Here is a 21,980-nt window from a genome sequence, read left to right on the forward strand (position 1 = left end):
TCTGTGATGGCGAAAATGGTCGCGGTGTGGCGGCGAAATGGGTGTTCGGTTCTGGCGATAAATGATTTAAGTAATGGTAAAGGGCGTTAACGTTACCATCGGTATTTCTGGTGTGCGAAGACCCACCAGAGAATATATTCCGGGACACTGTATGCAGCCATCGGGAAATAACTATCAGATTCAAGAAAAGCGCCGCCCACAACTGGTAACGATAATCACCCTGGTGGCAGGGTTGCTGCTTACATTGGTGGCCGTTCTGGTGGTGCACCGGCTGAATGAACAGCATATCCGGCAATCGGTCATTAAAAATGCAGAGCCACAATTCAACGAGTTAATGGAAAGAGTCAACCGATATCGGTATGGCCTGTACGAAGCCCGCACGGCAGTCCTCAGTAGCGGTGGCCGCGAGGTGACAGACCAGGGTTTTGTCGGTTTTGCCCAATCGTTAGATTTGAGCAGAGACTTCCCGGGGGCAAGAGGCTTTGGGTTTATTCGCAGAGTACCGCACCTGAAACTTGCTGATTATCTGGCTGAAGAACGCAAAGAAGGTCGCCCCGATTTCCGAATCTACTCCATCGGGCTGAACCAGCACGAACATTACATTATTGAATATATGGAGCCTGCTGCCGTCAGCAGTAACGCGAATATCATAGGCCTGGATATTGCGTCAGAATATATGCGCAAGCTGGCGGCGGATAACGCCATGCTGAGCGGCGATGCCGTTATCACATCACCCTTAACCCTGAAATATTCTTCACCCCAGCAGCTGGATGCATTTTTAATTCTGCTGCCCATCTATGACGGCGCAAAAACCCCCGCCACCGCCATGGAAAGAATGCAGCGCGGTTTTGGCTGGGCTTTTGCGCCATTAAATGTGCATGAAATTCTCGCGGGGTCCGGCATTCGTAATGACCAGCTCATTTTGTCGCTGCAGGATGCAACCAATCCACAGGATGTTGAGGAGTTTTACCGCAACAGCAGTGAACAGGGGCTTTATCCCTACAGCAAAGATATTCCGGTTCTGGGCAGGATCTGGCGTTTTACATTGACCGTTACACCCGCCTGGGTCGCCGGGCTGAATCTGCTTTCCCCAGTGTGGATCGCGCTGCTGGGCGGGGGGATGACGCTGATCCTCGTTATGCTGGTCAATATTGCCGTCTCTCGCAATGCCGATCGTAAACGGCTGCTCATTGAGCAAAATAAGCTCACGCTGATTGTGGAAAGCTCCGTTGATGCAATTATCGGGAAGGACACCACCGGAACAGTGATTAGCTGGAATAAGGGGGCCGAACGCATGTTTGGCTATACCCGCCAGGAAGCTATCGGGCAGAAGATGGTGGACTTGATTATCCCCGCGCGGCTGAAAGAAGAAGAGAGCCAGATCCTGCAACGGGTGATGTCCGGGCAGCCTATCGAAAGCCTGGAGACGGTGCGCCATCGCAAAGATGGCTCGGAGCTGACTGTCGCTACAACGATAGCCCCCATCTGTTCCGCTGACGGAAAGGTCATTGGCGCATCGAAAAGTGTGCGGGACATTTCACTCCAGAAAGAAGCAGAGCAGCGCATCCGCGATCTTAATATCAATCTGGAGCAGCAGGTCAGGCAGCGTACCGAAGAGTTGGCCACCGTCAACGCAATGCTCAGCACGGTGTTATCCGCCACGTATGAATTTATGATCATTGCCACCGATCTGGATGGCACCATCCGTCTGTTTAACCGTGGCGCGGAGCGGATGCTGGGCTACTGCGAGGCGGATATGGTGGGGAAAGCGACGCCGGAAATACTGCATGTGCCAGAAGAAATCCTCGCGCGGAGTAAACAACTCAGTGAACAATATAATGAAGATATTCAAGGGTTTGATGTCTTAATTTACCATACGCGCAATGGTCGTCCGGAACATTTTGAGTGGACCTATCAGCACAAGGATGGTACGCGTTTCCCCGTCAATCTGGTGGTCACGGCGATGCGCGATGCTAACGGCGCGATCATTGGTTATCTCGGTATTGCGGCGGATATTACGCAACAGCGCCAGGCCCAGCAAGCGCTGGAGGCCACCCGCGATCAGTTATTGTCGACCACACAAACCCTGCTGATTGCTTCGAAAACGGCGGAGCTGGGGATCTGGAGCTGGAATATAGCCACCGATGCGCTGGAGTGGAACGACAAGATGTATGAGCTTTATGATTTGCCGCCATCGCTTGCGGAAAACGGGTTAACATTCCAGCGCTGGGCCTCGCGTATCCATCCGGAAGATGTCGACATTGCGGTCAATGATCTGCGCCGCGCCATTGTCACGCACGATGAGTATCTTCCGACATTTCGCATTCTTCGTAGTGATAACTCGCAGCACTTTATTCAGGCTGCCGCCAACATTGAATACGACAGCAACGGTCAGCCGGTTCGCGTGACCGGAATAAATCAGGACATTACCGAAGATCGCTTACTGAAATTGCATTTAATTGAAGCCAAAGAACAGGCCGATGCGGCGAACGCCGCGAAATCCCTGTTCCTTGCCAATATGAGTCATGAAATCCGTACGCCGATGAATGCTGTGTTGGGTATGCTGCAACTGCTGCTGAAAACCGGGCTAACGCAAAAACAGCATGATTTCGCTTTCAAGGCACATGTCGCCGCAACATCGCTCCTTAGTTTGCTGAATGATGTCCTGGACTACTCAAAAATTGATGCCGGTAAACTGGAACTGGATCTGAATCCGCTCGATTTGCACAGTCTGATGCAGCAACTGGCAATCATTCTTTCCGGTAATTTGCGTAACAAATCCGTGGAGCTGCTGTTCGATCTCGATAATTCCCTGCCGCCGAACATCATTGGTGATGCACAGCGATTGCAGCAAATCCTGATCAACCTGGTCAGCAATGCGATCAAATTCACTGAGAAAGGGGAAGTGATTGTACAAACCCGACTGCTGGCGTTATCTGAGCAGAGTGTTGATGTGCGTATCAGCGTGTCTGATACCGGCATTGGCATCAGCGAAGCGCAGCAGAAACGGATATTTGATGTGTTTACTCAAGCCGAAACCTCGACCTCACGGCGCTATGGCGGAACCGGACTGGGGCTCGTTATTAGCCGTCGTCTGGTTGAGCAAATGGGCGGCATACTCACCGTTGACAGTGAGCTTGGGCATGGCAGTACCTTCGCCTTTGAACTGCACTTCCCGCGCGATACCCGCGTCACCTGGCAGCCTCTGCACATTAGCGGTGACACACCGCGCGTACTGGTGGTGGACGATAATCTGATTGCCCGAACGCTGATCGTGGACATGTTGCGCGCAATGCATGTCCAGGCCGACAGCACGCCCAGCGCCGCCGAGGCTATCCGGAAAGTGAAAGCCGCCTCCGATGCCAGTACGCCTTACGATACTGTGTTGTTGGACTGGATCATGCCGGAGATGGACGGCATTGCTCTGGCAGAGCATATTCGTCATGACATGCAGTTGCCGCGCATACCCTCGTTGATTTTACTCAGTGCAGCGCACCATGAAGATCTGCCGGATACCGGTGCGCACTCGCCGCTGGATAAAGTCCTGTCGAAACCCATCACCCCGCAGCAATTACTGGACGCCATAAGCACAGCGTCTGCCAGCGATAAATCTCACACCAGCCCTGACCCGGCCGCGAGTCATATGCTGGCCGGTTTGTCTTTACTGGTGGTGGAGGATAATGCGTTTAACCAGACCGTAGTCAGAGAGCTGCTGATGAGCGAAGGCGCGCTCGTGACTATTGCCTCCGGGGGAGAAGAGGGGGTCAATACGGTGATTCAGGGGCGCCAGAGATTCGATATGGTACTGATGGATTTGCAAATGCCGGACATCGATGGCTTTGAAGCCACCCGAAGGATACGCGCGAATCCGGCATTCGCAACGTTGCCGATTGTGGCGATGACGGCGAACGTAAGCGAATCAGATAAACAGAATTGCCTTGCTGCCGGTATGGACGGGCATATCAGTAAACCGCTGGTGTTCACGGATGTGATTGCCGTGATCCTGCAAATTAGCGGGCGGCAGACCCACGCCGTCGAGGCTGCCGCTGATGTAAAACCGGCCTCGAACCAACTGTTACAGCGTTTTGGCGGAAACCTGATCATTTATCAAAAATTACTGCGCGCATTTATGCCATCGTTTTCCGAACTGGTGACCGCTTTACGAGACGCGCGCCGCAATGAAGACTGGCCAGCCGCGATGATGGCGCTGCATACCCTGAAGGGAACCACTGGCTCCGTCGGGCTGGATAATCTCTATCACTATGTTGTTAACAGCGAGTCGGCATTAAAAACTGCCCGTGAGCAGGATAAAGCCCGACAACTGGATGAGATACTTGCACAGATTGAAGACCTGGCACAGGAAGAGCACCGCAATATCAGCCAGTGGGTGGCAGGCATGATGCCCGCCCCGGATGTACCTGAACCTGCTCAGGTTGAGTTGGACAGGCTGATAGATGACCTGTCGCAGAGTCTTAACAGCAGCAATATGAAGGCCGTCGATCAGGCAGAACAACTCGCCTGGCAACTGAGTCAGAACCCGGCATGGCAGTCATTCGCGGAGGCGCTTGTTCAGGCGACCGAAAATCTCGACTTTAACAGGGCGAAGCAGGTGCTGGAGCAGATTAAGGAGGTGCGGGATGTGGAAAAAAATGCTTGAGGAGCTGAACCAGCAAGGCATTAAGCCTCGTGTGCTGATCGTTGATGACCAGCCTATCAACATTCGCCTGTTAAACGACGTCTTTACCGAACAGTTTGATGTGCTGATGGCGACAAACGGTGAGAAGGCGCTGGCGCTGGCAAAAGAGCAGCAACCCGATCTGATCCTACTGGATATTATTATGCCGGAGATGGACGGTTACGAGGTTTGCCGACGCCTGAAGGCCGATCCCCTGACTGAGTTTATCCCGGTGATTTTTGTGACCGCAGAGACCGAAGCGGACGTTGAAGCCTATGGCTTCGAAATTGGCGCAGTGGACTTTATCGCTAAACCGATTAACCCGGCGGTGGTTCGGGCCCGAGCCATTACCCATCTGACGCTCAAGCTGTATATGGACAATATGCGTAATATTGCCTGGCTTGATGGTCTGACGGGCTTGCTCAATCGCCGCCGGTTCGATGAGTTACTCACTAAAAACTGGCTGCTCTGCCGTCGGGAACAGCGCCCCATTGCGCTGCTGATGATGGATGTCGATTTTTTCAAACGCTATAACGATCATTACGGGCATCTGGCCGGGGATGACTGCTTGCGAACCATTGCGTCCACCCTGAAAGCCACGCTTCATCGCCCGGCGGATCTGGCATTTCGTTATGGTGGCGAGGAGTTTGCCTGCCTGTTGCCGTTCACGGATGAAAAGGGTGCAATCTTCTGTGCAAACGCCATACTGGAGGCGTTAAAAGCGCTGGAACTGCCTCATGCCACGTCTGATATCGGCCCGTTTGTCACTCTGAGCATTGGTATTGCATGGACTATCCCCACACAAGCCGGTAGCTGGACCCAATTGCTGCACGACGCCGACACGGCGCTTTATCAAAGCAAATCCGCCGGGCGTAACCGGGTGTCGAGTCTACATACAACGGATGGGTGACCTGCTGAAAGGCGCAGACAGCACCACCCAATGATAACGATGGAATAAGAGACAAAAATGAATAAATACGTTTTTTATGCAAATGATATCGCGATTAACGTTTACGCCAGGGACAGCGTGACGCCTGAAATTAAAAGCAAACTGAAAGCGGACGGTTTTTATAAACTGCCTTTTGACACCACGGCGGAAAATGAATCCGTCGCGACGGATAAGATGATCACGCACTTTAAGGAAAATCTCCAGGCCCTTGAGGAGTTCGCAAAGGATTACGCTATCTCGTCGACGATATTTGCCACTATTTATGCGTTATCCTCGTAAAAGGTATTTTTACGTTCTGGACGGAAAAGAGCGGTGAGCGACTGGTGGTATGATTCAACGAAAAAACTCGCCGCTGAGATTACGGAGAACTGTGCGTTTTCGGAGAATGGGGCGAATATCAGTAGATTATTAGTGCCCTCAAGAAGAGATCAATTGGGTTACACTGGTTAACGTTGTGTATTACCCAAAGACACAGTGACGGGAACGGTGAGGTGGGGAAGGCTGCTGAGTGCAAGGCGCGGATGTAACCAATTGCGCCGAATGGCAATGACTAATAGCGGTTCAGAACAGGAAAATGGCAGCCTAAACTGGCACAAGGATGTCATCGACACTAACGTTGCTCATGATGAACATGGAAACCAATCAGGGAATAGTCAATGGCTCGTCGACGTGAACTTCAAGGTATAGCTAACGCTCTTACAGGGAGCTTTGTTAGTCGAAATAACGACTTTAAAGGATACTGGTCTCTTGGTCAGTTAAAATCATTAGCCATCAATAACGGCCTCACATCAATAACTTTTTCTCTTAGCACTCTTAAGATCAGTACCGTCTGTGATCTGCTCAGTTTTATTACGCATCACTACGCAGACATGCTCGAGAGCTTACTGATTAAACAGCAAGTACCTGAACGCTGGGTAAAAGAGGCTAACATTACGATCGACTTTAACGCTGATGCCGAGCATATCCAGTTGCATGAATGCTCAACCGCTGGGGAGCCTTTCCAGTGCAGTTGTCAGATAATAGATGATAACTTCCGTAGTTACTCTTCGATCATTTATGGTCTGTGCGCGCCTCATTCCGCTGCGAAAGAGTTAAAATCGACGCGGAAATTCACTTTGTAGATCATAATATTAACTTAAGAACCACGACTCATAGCCGCCTGTCGTGTATTACAGATGGCTGCTATGTGCAAGGAGCAGGCGTCACCGACGGTATACGAAACCCAATAATTGCAAAACGAGGCTTAAGGCTTTCATATTAATCATAGCTGTAGATTTTAAAGGAAGGATGACGCCTTCTGTATGCGATTCCTGGGTACATTCCATGGAGTTGAACAAAATCACTGACCTAAACTTTTCCATCAAAAATGCAGATATGTCCTGCGGAGCTTTCCGGATAGCCTGAAATCCCCAAGCCATTCTTATCCTGTCAGGATCTATTTCATGTCGGATTATCCCTAACTATCTGTCTGTTCAGTGGGTAAATAAGCAGTAATAAAGCCCGTGCCGGCACGGACTTTATTAACCGAATAATATATGAACTCAATAGAGCTTCTGCTCGATATGGTTCCCGGCATCAATCACCCGCCAGATTTTCCATTCTCCATCTTCCTTATGGGTCCAGACCTGCAAATGCTTCAATTTATTGCCCTGTATACCCAACCAGACATCCAGCTTCATACTGTCACCATCACGATAAGCAGGGGATACTTTCATACGTGGTATCCATGCAGGATCATAATCCTGAGCATAAATAAAATAATCCGCCTCAAGTAATTCCTGCTCAGGCATTTCATAAATAGCGGCCATACGTGCCAGTAATTTTTTTGACACCCACTGATGCATTTTATCCATTTTGATAATGTCACCTGATGGTGTCTTATCATATTCATGTAAATAGAATGAATAAAAATCAGTCATACTTTTCTGAATATCCGTCTCAGTATTTGAGCTGGCAAAAGGAATATAAATAGCCAGTAACAAGGTAAGCAGGTAACGCATCATTTTTTCCTGTAAATAACATAAGGTGGGCGGAATTGCCGGTACTTAGGTCCCGGGTACATATCCCTTTGTTTGAAATCAGCATACCCTGTTTTACCCTCAAACATCGTCATATGGCCGATTCCGTTCCCGCCTTGGTAAGGCTGAATAATCGCAACATCACCTTTCTCTGGCGTTGCTGACTGTGGCAATGCAAGGTACTGAAATATACGCCTTAGGAGGTCACCGATAAAGACCTTGTGACATTCACAATACCCACATAAAACCTGACGTTTACAGCAAAACCACCTCCCATGTAGTATACCCCCCTATAGTATGCAGGAGGTTTTATGCCACATTCACCTGAAGACAAAAAACGGGCGTTGACGCGTGTGCGTCGTATCCGCGGGCAGGTTGATGCACTGGAGCGTGCGCTGGAAAGCGGTGAGCCTTGCATCGCGATTTTGCAACAAATCGCCGCCATTCGCGGCGCAGCCAACGGCCTGATGGGCGAAATGGTTGAAATTCACCTCAAAGATGAACTGGTCGCTGGCGACACCACAGCCGATCAACGTGCGGTGCGCATGGCGGAAGTCGGTCATCTTTTGCGCTCTTATCTAAAATAAGCATCAAGGTACTCACAAAAAAGGAACAGACTTATGAAATCACGTGCAGCTGTAGCGTTCGGACCGGGTCAACCGCTGAAAATCGTTGAAATCGATGTTGCACCGCCAAAAAAAGGCGAAGTGCTGGTGCGTATTACCCATACCGGCGTCTGCCACACGGATGCATTTACCCTCTCTGGTGACGATCCGGAAGGTGTTTTCCCGGCGGTGCTCGGCCATGAAGGTGGCGGTATCGTTGTGGAAATTGGCGAAGGAGTTACCAGTCTGAAACCGGGCGATCATGTTATTCCGCTCTACACGGCAGAATGCGGCGAGTGTAAGTTCTGTAAATCCGGCAAAACGAACCTTTGTCAGGCCGTCCGTGCGACTCAGGGGAAAGGTCTGATGCCGGATGGTACGACCCGTTTCTCGTATAACGGTGAACCGATTTTCCACTATATGGGCACCAGTACCTTTAGCGAATACACCGTTTGCGCGGAAATCTCGCTGGCGAAAGTCAACGAACACGCGCCGCTGGATAAAGTCTGCCTGCTGGGGTGCGGTGTGACTACTGGCATCGGCGCGGTACACAACACGGCGAAAGTGAAAGAGGGCGACACTGTAGCGATTTTTGGCCTCGGTGGTATCGGTCTGGCGGCGATCCAGGGCGCAGTGCAGGCGAAAGCCGGGCGCATTCTCGCTATCGATACCAACCCGGATAAATTCCCGCTGGCAAAAGAGATGGGCGCGACGGATTTTATCAACCCCAACGATCACGCGCGTCCGATTCAGGATGTGATCGTGGAAATGACCGACGGCGGCGTGGACTTTAGCTTTGAGTGTATTGGTAACGTCAACGTAATGCGCTCGGCGTTGGAGTGCTGCCATAAAGGCTGGGGCGAAAGCGTGATTATTGGTGTTGCGGGCGCCGGTCAGGAGATCAGCACCCGTCCATTCCAGTTAGTGACGGGCCGTGTATGGCGTGGCTCCGCCTTCGGCGGTGTGAAAGGGCGTAGCCAGTTGCCGGGCATGGTGGAAGACGCGATGGCGGGCAAAATTCGCCTCGATCCGTTTATCACGCACCGCATGCCACTGGAGCAGATCAACGACGCGTTTGATCTGATGCACGAAGGGAAATCCATCCGCACCGTTATCCATTTCGGCGAGAACTGATCCCGCCTCACGCCAGCGGTGTAACCGCTGGCGTCATTAATCTCCAAATCTGTGACCGCTGTATCGCTTTTCGCCATAAGAATAATCCAATTATTGCCGATGCCTATATATCATCCCTGATGTACGTATCAGATCAATATGAGAGTCGATAGCCATGGATAACAAAGCAGCAATGCAAAAAACACAAGGCATTGGATTTATGCACAATATTCGCCTGGTTCCCCTGTTTTCAGCTATTCTCGGCGGCATCCTGATGCTGTTTGCATTAAGTTCAGGCCTGGCAGGCTACTTCCTGATGCAAGCAGACCGCGACCAGCAGGATGTGACGAAAGAAATTCAGGTGCGCATGGGATTATCTAACAGCTCTAACAACTTACGCATCGCACGTCTCAACCTGATCCACGCAGGTGCGGCCAGCCGCATCGCCGAAATGGATGATATGAAAAAAAACGTGTCTGACGCCGAAAAGCGTATCCAGCAGTCGTCGGATAGCTTTAAACAATATATGGAACGTTCGGTAAAAACCCCGGCGGACCAGGCGCTGGATGATGATCTGACTACCCGGTTTAATGCCTACATCGCGGGCATGCAACCGATGCTGAAATATGCCAAAAACGGCATGTTCGAAGCCATTATTAACCACGAAAGTGAACAAGCCCGCGTGCTGGACAACACCTATAACGAGGTGTTGCTGAAAGCCATTCAAATTCGTACTGAACGTGCGCAGCACTTGACCGAAGAAGCGCACAGCCGCACACAGCTTGGTCTGATGTTTATGGCGGCCGCGTTTGCCTTTGCGCTGGTGCTGACTGTGATCACCTTCACCGTGCTGCGCCGCGTGGTCATTAACCCGCTGCAACGTGCCGCACAGCGCATTGCGCGCATTGCCTCCGGGGATTTGACCGTCGCGGACGAAGCGGCAGGTCGCAGTGAAATTGGTCGTCTCAGCAGTGACTTGCAGGCAATGCAGCATTCACTGGTAACGACTGTCTCTACGGTTCGTCAGGGGGCAGAAGAGATCTACCGTGGTACCAGCGAAATCTCTGCCGGTAATACCGATCTTTCCTCCCGTACCGAGCAGCAGGCGGCGGCTATTGAAGAGACGGCAGCCAGCATGGAGCAACTGACGGCAACGGTGAAACAGAACGCCGACAACGCCCACCATGCCAGCAACCTGGCACGCGATGCTTCCGGCAAAGCCACCAAAGGCGGGCAGATTGTGTCTGGCGTTGTGCAGACGATGGGCAATATTACCTCCAGCTCCCGCAAAATCTCTGAAATCACCGCAGTAATTAACAGTATTGCCTTCCAGACCAATATCCTGGCGCTGAACGCCGCCGTTGAAGCCGCGCGTGCGGGTGAGCAGGGGCGTGGTTTCGCCGTGGTTGCGAGTGAGGTGCGTACGCTGGCCAGCCGCAGTGCGCAGGCCGCGAAAGAGATCGAAGCGCTGATCAGCGACTCCGTCAGCCTGATTGAACAAGGGTCGGGTGAGGTGGTTGCGGCAGGTGAAACCATGGAAGAGATCGTGACGGCCGTCAAACGCGTGACCGATATCATGCTGGAGATTGCCGCTGCCTCTGACGAACAGAGCAAAGGTATTACGCAGGTCAGCCAGGCGATCACGGAAATGGATAATGTGACGCAACAGAACGCCTCGCTGGTGGAAGAAGCTTCTGCTGCTGCGGCATCGCTGGAAGAGCAGGCTGCGCGCCTGACCGAAGCGGTGGGGGCATTCCGTCTGAGTGGTGCTGCGCCGCAGCGTAGTGCATCATCATCATCGTCGTCAACGCCGAAAGCCCTTAAATCGCAGCGTCCTGCGCTGGTGAACGGTGAGAACTGGGAAACGTTCTGATTGCCAGACCCGAAATACGAAAGAGGCCGTAAGGCCTCTTTTTTTTGGGGCCTGAATCTGGGGGATCCGTATGCCCGTGCTACCGTCAGAAACGGGGCAGCGTGAGGCTATTTGTCAAATCCACTGACGGGTTTCCGGCGGCGGAAAGAGAAATGCCACCGGGCATCACTGCCAGGTGGCATCGCTATTTTATCCTCAACGCCAGGGATGATTAAATAAAGCTGTCATCATCGTTGCTATAGTCGCTGTCATCGAAATCATCATCCTGATAGTTGTCGTTATCCGTCTGGTACGGATCGTTACTGTCGAGGAAATGCGAGTCAGAAACATCGTTAAAACGGTCGTTCTGTCCTGCATCAAACGCCGTACCACCTGTGGTCGTCGCGGGCTCTTCAATGATGTTGACGATCTCTTCCGGACGGGACTGATGGAACATACTGGTCAGCATCTCGGCAAGCACCACGCCGCCCGCGACGCCCGCAGCCGTTTGCAATGCGCCAGCCATAAAACCGCCGCCGCGAGGCGTGGACGCCGCCGGGCGCGCATAGTCAGGTGCGGGTTGCGGTGGTGGGGTCCAGTTATTTTCCGGCTGTGCGCTCTGGCTCTTACCGCCACCGAACAACCCGCCAAGGAAGCTGCCGCCTGTTGATGTCGCTTTGCTTTTTTGTGCCGCCAGCTCGCTTTCCAGCTCCTGGACTCTGGCTTGCAGACGTTTCAGTGCGGCTTCCTGAATCAAAATGGATTGCGCCATATAGTAGGGCGCAGCAGGTTGCTGCTTAACGAACTCCGCAATTTGCCGCTCTGCGTCAGCATCCCGTTGGCTGTTCTGCTGCTCAGTCTGTTTCAGACGCTGAAAAAGGCCGTTGATAAGCTGCTGTTCTTCATATTGCATGGCAATAACCTTCCGGTCGCTATGATGGATATGATTGAGTTTATCAGTGCCACGAATACGTGTCTGGCGAGTGAAATGTTTGTTTAAGATTGGTTGCAGCGATGACGTAAAAAAGGCCCGAATCGGGCCTTTTACATCCATGACGACGTACCGGGTCAACCTCAGGCAATTCGCAGGGTGTCGCGAGGTCGGGACGGGGTGATAACGACCGGAATAGATTTGGATGTCGGGGTGCCGGTCCCCTCGCCAAAACGGGTCAGGGGAACCAGTGGGTTCGTTTCCGGGTAGTACGCTGCCAGATTCCCGCGCGGGATGTTATAAGCAACGAGACGGAAATCTTCTACCCGGCGCACAATCCCATCGGTGGAGCAGGTCTCAATGTTAATCCGATCGCCGTCCGCTAACCCCAGCGACTGAATGTCGTCCGGGTGCATAAACACCACATCGCGCTGCCCGTAAACGCCACGGTATCGATCATCAAGTCCATAAATGGTGGTGTTGTACTGATCGTGAGAGCGCAGGGTTTGCAGAACAAATGGCGCGTCCGTTTCCGGGCATACCGATTGCGGCAGCGGTGCTGCGCTGAATTCCGCTTTCCCGGAGGGCGTGTTAAAGCGCCGATCGGCTGCGGCGTTCCCCAGCCAGAACCCGCCTGGCGCTTCGCAGCGGGCGTTGAAGTTCTGAAAACCGGGCAGTGTGGCGGCAATGTGATCGCGGATCAGGTTGTAATCGTCTGCCAGCGCCAGCCAGTCCAGCTTTTCTGTACCGAGAGTGGCATGCGCGATCCCGGCGACAATGGCCGTTTCAGAGCGTTGCGTTGCCGCCAGCGGTTTACCGATCCCTTCCGAGGCATGGACCATGCTGAAGGAGTCCTCCACCGTCACAAACTGGCGGCCGGTTGCTTGCACATCCTCTTCTGTGCGCCCCAGCGTTGGCAGGATCAGCGACTGTTTGCCTGGCATCAGGTGGCTGCGGTTCAGTTTGGTGCTGATATAGACCGTCAACCCGCAGCGGCGCAGCGCTTCGCAGGTAAGTGGTGTGTCCGGCGCGGCAGCGGCGAGGTTACCGCCTAAGGCGATCAGCACTTTCACCTCGTCACGCAGCATCGCCTGAATGGCATCCACCGTATGGTGGCCGCGTGCGCGCGGGGGTTCAAAATTGAAATGGCGGGCGAGGCTGTCCAGCAGCGCTGCCGGGGGCTTCTCATCAATGCCCATTGTGCGGTTACCCTGCACATTGCTGTGGCCGCGTACCGGGCAGAGCCCCGCACCAGGTTTACCAAGATGACCGCCCAGCAGTTGCAGGTTGGTGATTTCACGCACCGTGTCCAACGAGTGTTTATGCTGGGTAATGCCCATTGCCCAGGTGCAGATCACCCGTTCTGCCTGCTGCCAGACGGCAGCAGCATCACGCAGTTGCTGTTGATGTAAACCGGATTGTTGTTCAATGGTGCTCCAGTCGGTGGCGTCGATTTGCGCAAACCATGCCTCAATGCCCTGAGTGTGCTGTGCAATAAACGCGTCGTCGAAAATCCCTGTTTCACCGGCGGCAAGGCGCTGGCGCTGGGTCTCCAGCAACGCTTTGGCGATCCCGCGTACGGCAGCCATATCACCGCCCAGATTCGGCTGGTAATAAGAGGAACTGATCACGCCCGCCATCGGCGTCACTACTTCCAGCGGTTTTTGCGGGTCGGCAAAACGCTCGAGGCCCCGCTCACGCAGGGTATTAAAGGTCACGATCCGTGCACCGCGATCGGCGGCATGGCGCAGGCTGTGCAGCATACGCGGGTGGTTGGTTCCGGGATTTTGCCCGAACACAAAAATGGCATCCGCTTTGTCAAAGTCGGCGAGATGAATCGTACCTTTACCGACGCCAATGCTGCGTTTTAGCCCTGCACCGCTTGCTTCGTGGCACATATTAGAACAGTCAGGGAAGTTATTGGTGCCGACCATGCGGCCAAATAACTGGTAGAGATAAGATGCTTCGTTACTGGCGCGGCCGGAGGTGTAGAGTTCCATCTGATCCGGGTTATCCATCGCCCGAATATGCTCAGCAATCATCGTCAGGGCATCGTCCCAGCTCACCGGCTCATAGTGATCGGTTTGTGGGTTGTAACGCAGCGGTTCGGTCAGTCGCCCCTGGTACTCAAGGAAGTAGTCACTTTGACGGGTGAGGGCGCTCACGCTGTGTTGCGCAAAGAAGGTGGCGTCAATCTGCCGACGGGTGGCTTCCCATGTCACGGCCTTGGCGCCGTTTTCACAAAAACTGAAGGTGCTTTTATTGTCGTCGCCCCAGGCACAGCCAGGACAGTCAAAGCCGCGGGCTTTATTCATGCGCAGCAGGTTGCGCATATTCTTGAGGGCATTTTTGCTGTCAATAACGAAGCGTGTGGTTGCTTCAAGCGAACCCAGACCACCGGCAGCAGCGTGGTAAGGTTTGATAGCCGTTTTGAATTTCATCTGTTCTTCCGGAGACGGATTGTTACAGCGTTAGTCTAATTTCCGTAACAACAACCCTTAATTAACAACTCCTTTTATCACACAAGCAACGCAATGTTTACTCTTTGCGCAACGAGACGCACAGATCGCCATGCCAGGGATCACCCCGGCATGATTTTCCGAATGGCGCTAATCAGCGTATGCGCGGCCGGGGGAAGCGGCGTATCGACACGGGTGATAATGCCAATCGGATCGCCAACACCCGGTGGGGCAATCGGCAACTCCACAAGCGTACCCACACGCAGATCGTCTTTTACTGCACCGGACGGCACAAACCAGACATAGTCATGATCGACAGTCAGCTGGCGCGACAATGACGCCGAAAGGGTCTCAATACAGCCAGAGGGTAACCGGCAGTTTTGACTACTGAGCAGATCTTCCGCGTTTTGCCGTGGTACCGTGCCTTCCGGTAAGACGACGACCGGCCACTCAAGGACGCGGCTTAGCGTCACCGTGGTTTGCAACAATGGGTGACGAGGGCGCACCACCAGTTTCAGCGACTCCAGAAACAACAACTCATAATTCAGCCCGGTCATCAGTTCCGGATCGGACATGCGTCCGATGCCGAGATCCAGTTCGCCGGACTTCAGCCCGGCCAGCAACATTGGATTGTTAGCGGTGGCGACCTGAATAGTGAGATCCGGTTGCTGCTTATGTAGTTGACCAATCACGCCGGGCAAAATACCCAGCGCGGCGGTGGGTAGCGCACCGATACGGATCACATCTGTTTTTTGCTCATATTTGTAGTTCAGCGATTGCCCGGCGATATTCACCGCGTCCAGCACGCGCACTGCATGGGTGAGAAACTGCTCGCCCACCACCGTCAGTTGCGCCCCCATGCGCCCCCGTTCAAATAACCGTTTACCGGTCAGTTGTTCCAGTTCGTTGAGGGTCTTTGACAGTGCTGGTTGGCTCAGGTTAAGGGTTTCAGCCGCGCGCCCCAGAGTTCCCTGCTGAGCGACGGCAACGAAAGTATGTAAATGGCGCAGACGTATGCGCTGTGAAAACAGGCCGTTTTTTTCCATAAGATGATGTTAAAAACTGAGCGGAGCCGGTGACAAGTAAGTTTGTTTAATTTTGATAACTTGATAGCAAACTATTATTAACATTTAATCTCTTTGAGTTACAAACGGATTTTCTCTGCAATGTGACGTAACCAGCAGGTTGGTGTGGTTTTGTCCGAATTGTTTTTCATAAGCGGAGGTTATGCTCGTGGCTGCGCAAACCGTGCGCGTTTTCAGCCACGATCACACTTTGTAAATTTCCCGACACGGTGGCGAAAGGCCTTTCTACACTCCAGAGAGAGACCTCTGGAGGACGAGTAATATGACGTACAGCATCACGGCTGATGATATTCGCGAACAATTTTCACAGGCCATGTCGGCAATGTATCAGCAGGAAGTTCCACAGTACGGCACCTTGCTGGAGCTGGTAGCTGATGTGAACCTGGCTGTGCTGGAGCACAACCCCCGTTTACACGAACAACTGGCCAATGCCGATGAGCTGTCCCGACTGAATGTTGAGCGTCACGGTGCGATCCGCGTGGGTACAGCGCAGGAGTTATCCATGCTGCGGCGGATGTTCGCCATTATGGGCATGTATCCGGTCAGCTATTACGATCTCTCGCAGGCGGGTGTGCCAGTGCATTCCACGGCGTTTCGCCCGGTTGACGACGCGGCGCTGGCGCGCAATCCGTTTCGCATTTTTACCTCGCTGCTGCGGCTGGAGCTGATTGAAGACCCAGCGTTGCGCAACAGAGCCGCCACGATTCTGGCAAAGCGCGACATGTTTACCCCAGCCTGTCGGCAACTGATTGAATTGCATGAGCTGAATGGTGGGTTTACCCCACAACAGGCACAGGCATTTGTGCAGGAAGCGCTGGAAACTTTTCGTTGGCATCGCCACGCCACCGTGGATGAGCAAACCTACCTGGCGTTGCACCGCGAACATCGGTTGATCGCCGATGTGGTCTGCTTTCCCGGTTGCCATATTAACCACTTAACCCCGCGTACGCTGGATATCGACCGGGTGCAGGCGCTGATGCCGGAATACGGTATTGAACCCAAAATCCTTATCGAAGGGCCACCGCGTCGGGATGTGCCGATCCTGCTGCGCCAAACCAGTTTTAAAGCGCTGGATGAACCGGTGCTGTTCAGCGGCGAGCATCAGGGAACGCATACCGCGCGTTTTGGCGAAATCGAACAGCGCGGTGTGGCGCTGACGGAAAAGGGGCGGGCGCTGTATGACCAGTTATTACTGCAGGCCGGAACAGGGAAAGACAACCTGACGCACCAGCTTCATTTGCAAGAGGTATTTAAAGCGTTTCCGGATAGCGAAATGTTACTGCGCAAACAAGAACTGGCATGGTTTCGCTATCGCCTGACGCCGACTGGTGAAGCCCATCGCAAGGCGATCCGCCCTGGCGATGATCCGCAGCCGCTGATTGAGCGCGGGTGGGTGGTCGCTCAGCCCATCACGTATGAGGATTTTCTGCCGGTGAGTGCTGCCGGGATCTTCCAGTCTAATCTCGGGAATGAAACGCAGGCACGCAACCACGGCAACGCCAGCCAGGCACAGTTTGAGGAAGCCCTGGGGTGCCCGGTGCTTGATGAGTTCACGCTTTACCGCGAGGCCTCCGAACGGAGCAAACGACGTTGCGGACTTCTGTAAAACAGGTACTCTGCCAGAAATCAGTTCCTTCTGGATGTTGTTATGGAAAATCCTTCAGCCCCACTGGCGCAGACCCGTCAGGGCCTGGTAATGGGGCGCAGTGAAAACGCCTGTCATGTCTGGCGCGGTATTCCCTTTGCCGCACCGCCTGTCGATGCCTTGCGCTGGCGTGCGCCGCAACCCGTTGAACCCTGGCAGGGGGTGCGCCTGGCAGACCGTTTTTCCCCCGCCTGTTGGCAGAACAGTGACGACTGTCAGCAGATTGGTGGCGGCGATCCGGGGCAGTTCTCTGAAGATTGCCTCTATCTGAATGTCTGGTCGCCTGCCCGCCGTGACAAACGGTTGCCGGTCATGGTCTGGCTGCATGGCGGCGGCTTTACCATCGGTTCCGGTGGGTTACCGCCTTACGACGGTCAGCAACTGGCGGCGCGTGGTGTGGTGCTGGTCACCCTCAATTACCGGTTGGGGCATCTGGGCTTTTTCGCGCATCCGGCGCTGGAGCATGAGCAAGCGCCGGATGCACGTATCTGCAACTTCGGTCTGCTCGATCAAATTGCCGCGCTGCGATGGGTCCAGGAGAACATTACGGCTTTTGGCGGTGATGCCAGCAATGTCACGCTGTTTGGTGAATCCGCCGGGGCGCGCAGCGTCATGGCACTTATGGCCTCACCGCTGGCGGAAGGGTTGTTTCACAAAGCCATCATTCAGAGCAGCTATACACTCCCGGATACGCCGCGGGCGAGCGCGTTGGCAAAAGGTGAGGCGATTGCCGCCCATTTCGGACTGGAAAATGCCAGCGCGGAACAGTTGCGGGCAATCCCGGCGCAGGCGTTCTGGCCGCTGGTTGCGCCACTGAAAATTGCCCCGGCGCCCATTGTGGGGGATGCGGTTTTACCGGACCCAACCCTGGATGTCTTCTTCGCTGGTCGCCAGCACCCACTGCCGGTGATTATCGGTTCCAACAGCGACGAAGCCAGCGTGATGGCAGAGTTTGGCGTTGATCTTGCCGGGCAAATCGAGAAGATGCGTCGCGAACAACGGCTCGGCCTTGGGCTGATCCGTTTACTCTATCCGGGCGTGAGGGGCGATGCTGAACTCGGCCGGCAGGTATGCCGCGATATGGCTTTTACCACGCTGGGCCTGGTGGTGATGCAAGCGCAGCAGCGGGTCAGACAGCCCTGCTGGCGTTACTGGTTTGATTATGTTGCTGAAGCCGCACACGATACCTATGCCAATGGCGCGTGGCATGGCAATGAAGTGCCGTATGTCTTCGATAACTTGCACTTGTCGGAACCTGCGTGCGCCTATGTGAACGATCGCGACAATGCATTTGCCGCACACATCGCCGATTATTGGGTGCAGTTTGCGCACGTCGCCAGCCATAAGACAGAGGTATTACAGGGGCCGGTTCGCTGGCTGGCCTGCGTGCGTGGACGCGACCGTCTGTTACGTATCGGGTTGAATAAACATGCAGGATTTCGCCTGGTTAATCGCTTTATGCGTGCCCGTTTGAGCTTCTTTCGCCGGGTGATGCGCCACCACGTTAAACTGGATTAATCCCCAACAATCCTTCCCGGAAAGCCGCCAGCCCGGCGGCTTTGTTGTGTGATTCGCGCAGGACCAGTCGGTAACTGGCCCCGGTTTTTACACTGCGGGAAAACGGCCGCACCAGCCGCCCGGCGCGAATATCTTCCTCGACCAGTGTTTCGTCGGCAATGGCCAGTCCTAACCCCTGAATGGCGGCAGTGATCGCCAGATCCATCGTGTCGAAGTGTTGATTTTTTCTCATGGCGGGCTGAAAAACCTGTTGCTTCGCCAGCCACAATGACCAGTCGGTTTTATCCCGCGTCGGGTGCAGCAGCGTCGCTTTTTCCAGTGCATCGTGATGTGAATAGTCCGCGCTCATGACCGGGGTTAACGCCTCTTCAAACAGCAGATCGCCCGCGCTTAATTGTGTCCCGAATACGATAGCGGCGTCATAAGGTTCTGTTTTGAAGTTAATGGTGTGATCGGTGGTGGTAGTCAGCGCGATCTGCAATTCCGGATAACGGTGTTCCAGCTGCACCAGACGCGGCACCAGCCAGCGCATGGCACAGGTGGGGGATTTCAGCCGCACCACCGTTTGCTGGGCCTGTGCCTGATCTGCCACCTTCAGCAGATGATCAAATGCGCTGCGCAACTCCGGTAACAGTGCGCTGCCCTGTGGCGACAGGTGCAGCCCGCGGGCATGGCGCTCAAACAGTGGAAAGCCAAACCAGGCTTCCAGCGTGGCAATTTTGCGGCTTACTGCCCCTTGCGTCAGGCAGAGCTCTTTGGCGGCATGGGTCAGATTCAGATGGCGCGCGGTGACCAGAAACGCGTCAATGGCGTTGAGCGGCAGGGTACGGTGCGACATGGCGGCTCCAGCTATGCAATTTATTCATGGCTATTATGACAACAATTCGCTTGTCGGCTCAATGCTGTTTTGGTTTGAATGGTTATGCACTTTTAATGAGAAAGGATTGAACATGACGTTGCGTACCCCGGTAAAATTTCGCTCCAAATTACCCGATGTTGGCACCACCATTTTTACTGTAATTGGCCAGCTTTCCGCGCAGCATAACGCCATTAATCTTTCTCAGGGCGCGCCCAACTTCCCGTGCGATCCGCAACTGGTGGCCGGTGTTACCCGTGCGATGCAGGATAACCATAACCAGTATGCGCCGATGACCGGCTTGCACGCGCTGAAAGAACGTATCGTGCAGAAGATAAGTGACCTGTACCACACTGACTATGACGTTGATAACGAAATCTTGATCACTGCCAGCGCCAGCGAAGGGCTCTACTCTGCGATAAGCGGGCTGGTGCACCCTGGCGATGAAGTTATCTATTTTGAGCCCTCGTTTGATAGCTATGCGCCGATTGTCCGTTTGCAGGGCGCCACGCCGGTGGCGATTAAACTGACAGTGCCGGATTTTGCCGTCAACTGGGATGAGGTGCGCGCCGCCATCACGCCACGTACTCGGATGATCATCATCAACACGCCACACAATCCGAGCGGGCAGGTGTTCTCCCGCGCGGACCTGGAGCAACTGGCTGCGATCACCCGCAATACGGATATCGTGATCCTCTCCGACGAAGTGTATGAGCACGTGGTCTTTGACGGTGAACCGCATCACGGCATGGCGACGCACCCGCAACTGGCGGAGCGTAGCGTCATTATCTCCTCGTTTGGTAAAACCTACCATGTGACCGGCTGGCGCGTAGGGTACTGCGTTGCGCCTGCTGAACTGATGGAGGAGATCTGCAAAGTGCATCAGTTTCTGATGTTCTCTGCCGATACGCCGATGCAATATGCCTTTGCCGATCATATGCGCGATCCACAAAGCTGGCTGTCGCTATCGGCTTTTTACCAACGCAAACGCGACCTGCTGCACACTCTTCTGGCTGAATCGCCATTCCGTTTATTACCCAGCGCAGGCTCGTTTTTTATGCTGGCGGATTACAGCCATTTCAGCGAGGAGAACGACAGCGAAATGGTGAAACGACTGATTACCGATTACGGCGTCGCCACGATCCCGTTGTCGGCGTTTTACACGGATGGTACTGATAACAAATTGATTCGCCTCTCTTTTGCGAAAGATGAAGCGACGTTAAGGGCAGGTGCGCAGGCCCTGTGCCGTGTTAAACCACGCTAAAGGAGCGTTAATAATGAAATTAAAAGCACTCTGTCTGGGCATGGGGTTGCTCTGCTCACTCTCTTCGTTTGCCGCCACGGAACTGCGTTATGGCGTGGAAGCGGAATATCCGCCGTTCGAAAGCCGCAATGCCTCTGGCGAACTCGAAGGGTTTGATATCGAACTGGGGAAAGCGATTTGTAAAGCCGCGCAGTTGAAATGCAGCTGGGTGGAAACGTCATTTGACGCGTTGATCCCGGGGCTGGTGGCGAAGAAGTTTGATGCTATCAACTCAGCAATGAACATCACCGAACAGCGCAAAAAGAGTATTGACTTCACGCAGCCGATTTACCGTATCCCTTCACAGTTAGTAGGAAAAAGCGGTGACGGCATGCAAGCGACGGCGGAAGGTCTGAAGGGCAAAACCATTGGCGTATTACAAGGATCTATCCAGGAAACCTACGCCAAAGAGCATTGGGAAAAGCAGGGTGTCACGGTGGTGTCTTACAAAGATCAGAATATGGCGTGGGCCGATTTGCTGAACGGTCGCATTGACGCCTCGCTGGTGATGTCCGCAGCAGGACAGGCCGGTTTCCTGAGCAAACCACAGGGCAAAGGGTTTGGCTTTATTGGCAAACCCGTGTCGGACGATACCATTCTCGGCAGCGGCATCGGTTTTGGGTTGCGCAAAGGGGATGACGCCACCAAAAAACAACTCGACGCAGCGATTGATAAAGTGCGTGCTGATGGCACCATCAACACGCTGGCGGCAAAATACTTCCCGGGTATTGACGTCAGCGTCAACGCACAGTAACGCCTTACTATTCTGGCCCCAGCCGTTTGATCTCCGGCCGGGGCTTTTTTTATTCCGCTGTAGTTACCCGCCGCTATCCTTATCTTTACGTTGTTTTCGGGCTGATCCGATCGACAGGAAATATTTCACGGTTTGCGCAGATAATCAGCGCCCAACAATTGGATTCTCAATGAATTTTGTCTAGAGTGTGCGTTCATCAACAATCGCTTTTGCCGCT

General features: G+C 53.7%; 16 protein-coding genes. 11 read left to right on the plus strand and 5 right to left on the minus strand.

Translation table 11 applies throughout. The features are described 5' to 3' along the window. Positions 1–151 precede the first annotated feature (151 nt). The 4 genes from O9K67_RS11965 to O9K67_RS11980 all read left to right on the plus strand — a co-directional run bounded on the left by O9K67_RS11965 (position 152) and on the right by O9K67_RS11980 (position 6,745). Positions 152–4,657, plus strand: coding sequence for a hybrid sensor histidine kinase/response regulator (locus O9K67_RS11965; RefSeq protein WP_061496075.1), 4,506 nt, complete (start codon positions 152–154; stop codon positions 4,655–4,657). Continuing rightward, positions 4,638–5,585 (plus strand): diguanylate cyclase domain-containing protein, encoded by a 948-nt coding sequence (locus O9K67_RS11970; RefSeq protein WP_061496073.1) that lies wholly within the window; start codon positions 4,638–4,640, stop codon positions 5,583–5,585. Before O9K67_RS11965 ends, O9K67_RS11970 begins: the two co-directional genes overlap by 20 nt. A gap of 57 nt (positions 5,586–5,642) precedes the next feature. Further along, on the plus strand, positions 5,643–5,903 hold the full coding sequence (locus tag O9K67_RS11975; protein WP_061496071.1) for a hypothetical protein: 261 nt from the start codon (positions 5,643–5,645) through the stop codon (positions 5,901–5,903). Between the two features lie 377 nt (positions 5,904–6,280). Beyond that, entirely contained in the window at positions 6,281–6,745 is a 465-nt protein-coding gene (locus tag O9K67_RS11980; protein ID WP_061496069.1) for a hypothetical protein, read from the plus strand. A 420-nt stretch (positions 6,746–7,165) separates the two neighbouring features. Here the strand turns inward: O9K67_RS11980 and O9K67_RS11985 are convergent, their stop codons facing one another. Continuing rightward, positions 7,166–7,627 (minus strand): DUF3828 domain-containing protein, encoded by a 462-nt coding sequence (locus O9K67_RS11985; protein WP_271044657.1) that lies wholly within the window; start codon positions 7,625–7,627, stop codon positions 7,166–7,168. A 326-nt stretch (positions 7,628–7,953) separates the two neighbouring features. Between O9K67_RS11985 and O9K67_RS11995 the strand changes: the two genes are divergently transcribed. From O9K67_RS11995 to O9K67_RS12005, 3 genes are all read left to right on the plus strand, one after another. Continuing rightward, positions 7,954–8,229, plus strand: a complete 276-nt coding sequence (locus tag O9K67_RS11995; protein WP_061496064.1) for a metal/formaldehyde-sensitive transcriptional repressor — start codon at positions 7,954–7,956, stop codon at positions 8,227–8,229. 33 nt (positions 8,230–8,262) lie between these two features. Further along, complete coding sequence (locus O9K67_RS12000) at positions 8,263–9,381, plus strand: S-(hydroxymethyl)glutathione dehydrogenase/class III alcohol dehydrogenase (protein ID WP_061496062.1); 1,119 nt, start codon at positions 8,263–8,265, stop codon at positions 9,379–9,381. A gap of 154 nt (positions 9,382–9,535) precedes the next feature. Then, positions 9,536–11,233: a methyl-accepting chemotaxis protein gene (locus O9K67_RS12005; protein WP_061496060.1), complete on the plus strand. Its 1,698-nt coding sequence runs from the start codon at positions 9,536–9,538 to the stop codon at positions 11,231–11,233. Between the two features lie 211 nt (positions 11,234–11,444). Here O9K67_RS12005 and O9K67_RS12010 read toward each other — a convergent pair whose 3' ends face one another. The 3 genes from O9K67_RS12010 to O9K67_RS12020 all read right to left on the minus strand — a co-directional run bounded on the left by O9K67_RS12010 (position 11,445) and on the right by O9K67_RS12020 (position 15,648). Then, positions 11,445–12,125 (minus strand): DUF2076 domain-containing protein, encoded by a 681-nt coding sequence (locus O9K67_RS12010; protein ID WP_061500044.1) that lies wholly within the window; start codon positions 12,123–12,125, stop codon positions 11,445–11,447. 161 nt (positions 12,126–12,286) lie between these two features. Next, positions 12,287–14,584, minus strand: a complete 2,298-nt coding sequence (locus O9K67_RS12015; RefSeq protein WP_061496058.1) for an FdhF/YdeP family oxidoreductase — start codon at positions 14,582–14,584, stop codon at positions 12,287–12,289. A gap of 140 nt (positions 14,585–14,724) precedes the next feature. Further along, positions 14,725–15,648, minus strand: a complete 924-nt coding sequence (locus O9K67_RS12020) for a LysR substrate-binding domain-containing protein (RefSeq protein WP_061496056.1) — start codon at positions 15,646–15,648, stop codon at positions 14,725–14,727. Between the two features lie 301 nt (positions 15,649–15,949). Between O9K67_RS12020 and hglS the strand changes: the two genes are divergently transcribed. Together hglS and O9K67_RS12030 are read left to right on the plus strand one after the other, a co-directional pair. After that, positions 15,950–17,293, plus strand: coding sequence for a 2-oxoadipate dioxygenase/decarboxylase HglS (hglS, locus tag O9K67_RS12025; protein ID WP_061496054.1), 1,344 nt, complete (start codon positions 15,950–15,952; stop codon positions 17,291–17,293). Positions 17,294–17,335: 42 nt separating this feature from the next. After that, positions 17,336–18,850, plus strand: coding sequence for a carboxylesterase/lipase family protein (locus O9K67_RS12030; protein ID WP_061496052.1), 1,515 nt, complete (start codon positions 17,336–17,338; stop codon positions 18,848–18,850). Here the strand turns inward: O9K67_RS12030 and O9K67_RS12035 are convergent. Further along, positions 18,837–19,688 carry a LysR substrate-binding domain-containing protein gene (locus O9K67_RS12035; protein WP_061496050.1) on the minus strand — a complete coding sequence of 284 codons (852 nt, stop codon included), beginning with the start codon at positions 19,686–19,688 and terminating at the stop codon, positions 18,837–18,839. The two genes, O9K67_RS12030 and O9K67_RS12035, sit on opposite strands and share 14 nt — an antisense overlap. Before the next feature lie 112 nt (positions 19,689–19,800). Between O9K67_RS12035 and O9K67_RS12040 the strand changes: the two genes are divergently transcribed. Together O9K67_RS12040 and O9K67_RS12045 are read left to right on the plus strand one after the other, a co-directional pair. After that, entirely contained in the window at positions 19,801–20,970 is a 1,170-nt protein-coding gene (locus tag O9K67_RS12040) for a pyridoxal phosphate-dependent aminotransferase (protein ID WP_061500041.1), read from the plus strand. A 13-nt stretch (positions 20,971–20,983) separates the two neighbouring features. Then, entirely contained in the window at positions 20,984–21,763 is a 780-nt protein-coding gene (locus tag O9K67_RS12045) for an ABC transporter substrate-binding protein (protein WP_061496048.1), read from the plus strand. Positions 21,764–21,980: the final 217 nt, after the last annotated feature.

The organism is Kosakonia oryzendophytica (assembly GCF_027886705.1).
Taxonomy (GTDB): Bacteria; Pseudomonadota; Gammaproteobacteria; order Enterobacterales; family Enterobacteriaceae; genus Kosakonia; species Kosakonia oryzendophytica.

Excerpts from the sequence above, each read along its gene's own strand:
- O9K67_RS11965 (WP_061496075.1), top strand. The coding sequence starts at position 152 with ATGCAGCCATCGGGAAATAACTATCAGATTCAAGAAAAGCGCCGCCCA.
- O9K67_RS11970 (WP_061496073.1), top strand. The coding sequence starts at position 4,638 with ATGTGGAAAAAAATGCTTGAGGAGCTGAACCAGCAAGGCATTAAGCCT.
- O9K67_RS11975 (WP_061496071.1), top strand. The coding sequence starts at position 5,643 with ATGAATAAATACGTTTTTTATGCAAATGATATCGCGATTAACGTTTAC.
- O9K67_RS11980 (WP_061496069.1), top strand. The coding sequence starts at position 6,281 with ATGGCTCGTCGACGTGAACTTCAAGGTATAGCTAACGCTCTTACAGGG.
- O9K67_RS11985 (WP_271044657.1), bottom strand. The coding sequence starts at position 7,627 with ATGATGCGTTACCTGCTTACCTTGTTACTGGCTATTTATATTCCTTTT.
- O9K67_RS11995 (WP_061496064.1), top strand. The coding sequence starts at position 7,954 with ATGCCACATTCACCTGAAGACAAAAAACGGGCGTTGACGCGTGTGCGT.
- O9K67_RS12000 (WP_061496062.1), top strand. The coding sequence starts at position 8,263 with ATGAAATCACGTGCAGCTGTAGCGTTCGGACCGGGTCAACCGCTGAAA.
- O9K67_RS12005 (WP_061496060.1), top strand. The coding sequence starts at position 9,536 with ATGGATAACAAAGCAGCAATGCAAAAAACACAAGGCATTGGATTTATG.
- O9K67_RS12010 (WP_061500044.1), bottom strand. The coding sequence starts at position 12,125 with ATGCAATATGAAGAACAGCAGCTTATCAACGGCCTTTTTCAGCGTCTG.
- O9K67_RS12015 (WP_061496058.1), bottom strand. The coding sequence starts at position 14,584 with ATGAAATTCAAAACGGCTATCAAACCTTACCACGCTGCTGCCGGTGGT.
- O9K67_RS12020 (WP_061496056.1), bottom strand. The coding sequence starts at position 15,648 with ATGGAAAAAAACGGCCTGTTTTCACAGCGCATACGTCTGCGCCATTTA.
- hglS (WP_061496054.1), top strand. The coding sequence starts at position 15,950 with ATGACGTACAGCATCACGGCTGATGATATTCGCGAACAATTTTCACAG.
- O9K67_RS12030 (WP_061496052.1), top strand. The coding sequence starts at position 17,336 with ATGGAAAATCCTTCAGCCCCACTGGCGCAGACCCGTCAGGGCCTGGTA.
- O9K67_RS12035 (WP_061496050.1), bottom strand. The coding sequence starts at position 19,688 with ATGTCGCACCGTACCCTGCCGCTCAACGCCATTGACGCGTTTCTGGTC.
- O9K67_RS12040 (WP_061500041.1), top strand. The coding sequence starts at position 19,801 with ATGACGTTGCGTACCCCGGTAAAATTTCGCTCCAAATTACCCGATGTT.
- O9K67_RS12045 (WP_061496048.1), top strand. The coding sequence starts at position 20,984 with ATGAAATTAAAAGCACTCTGTCTGGGCATGGGGTTGCTCTGCTCACTC.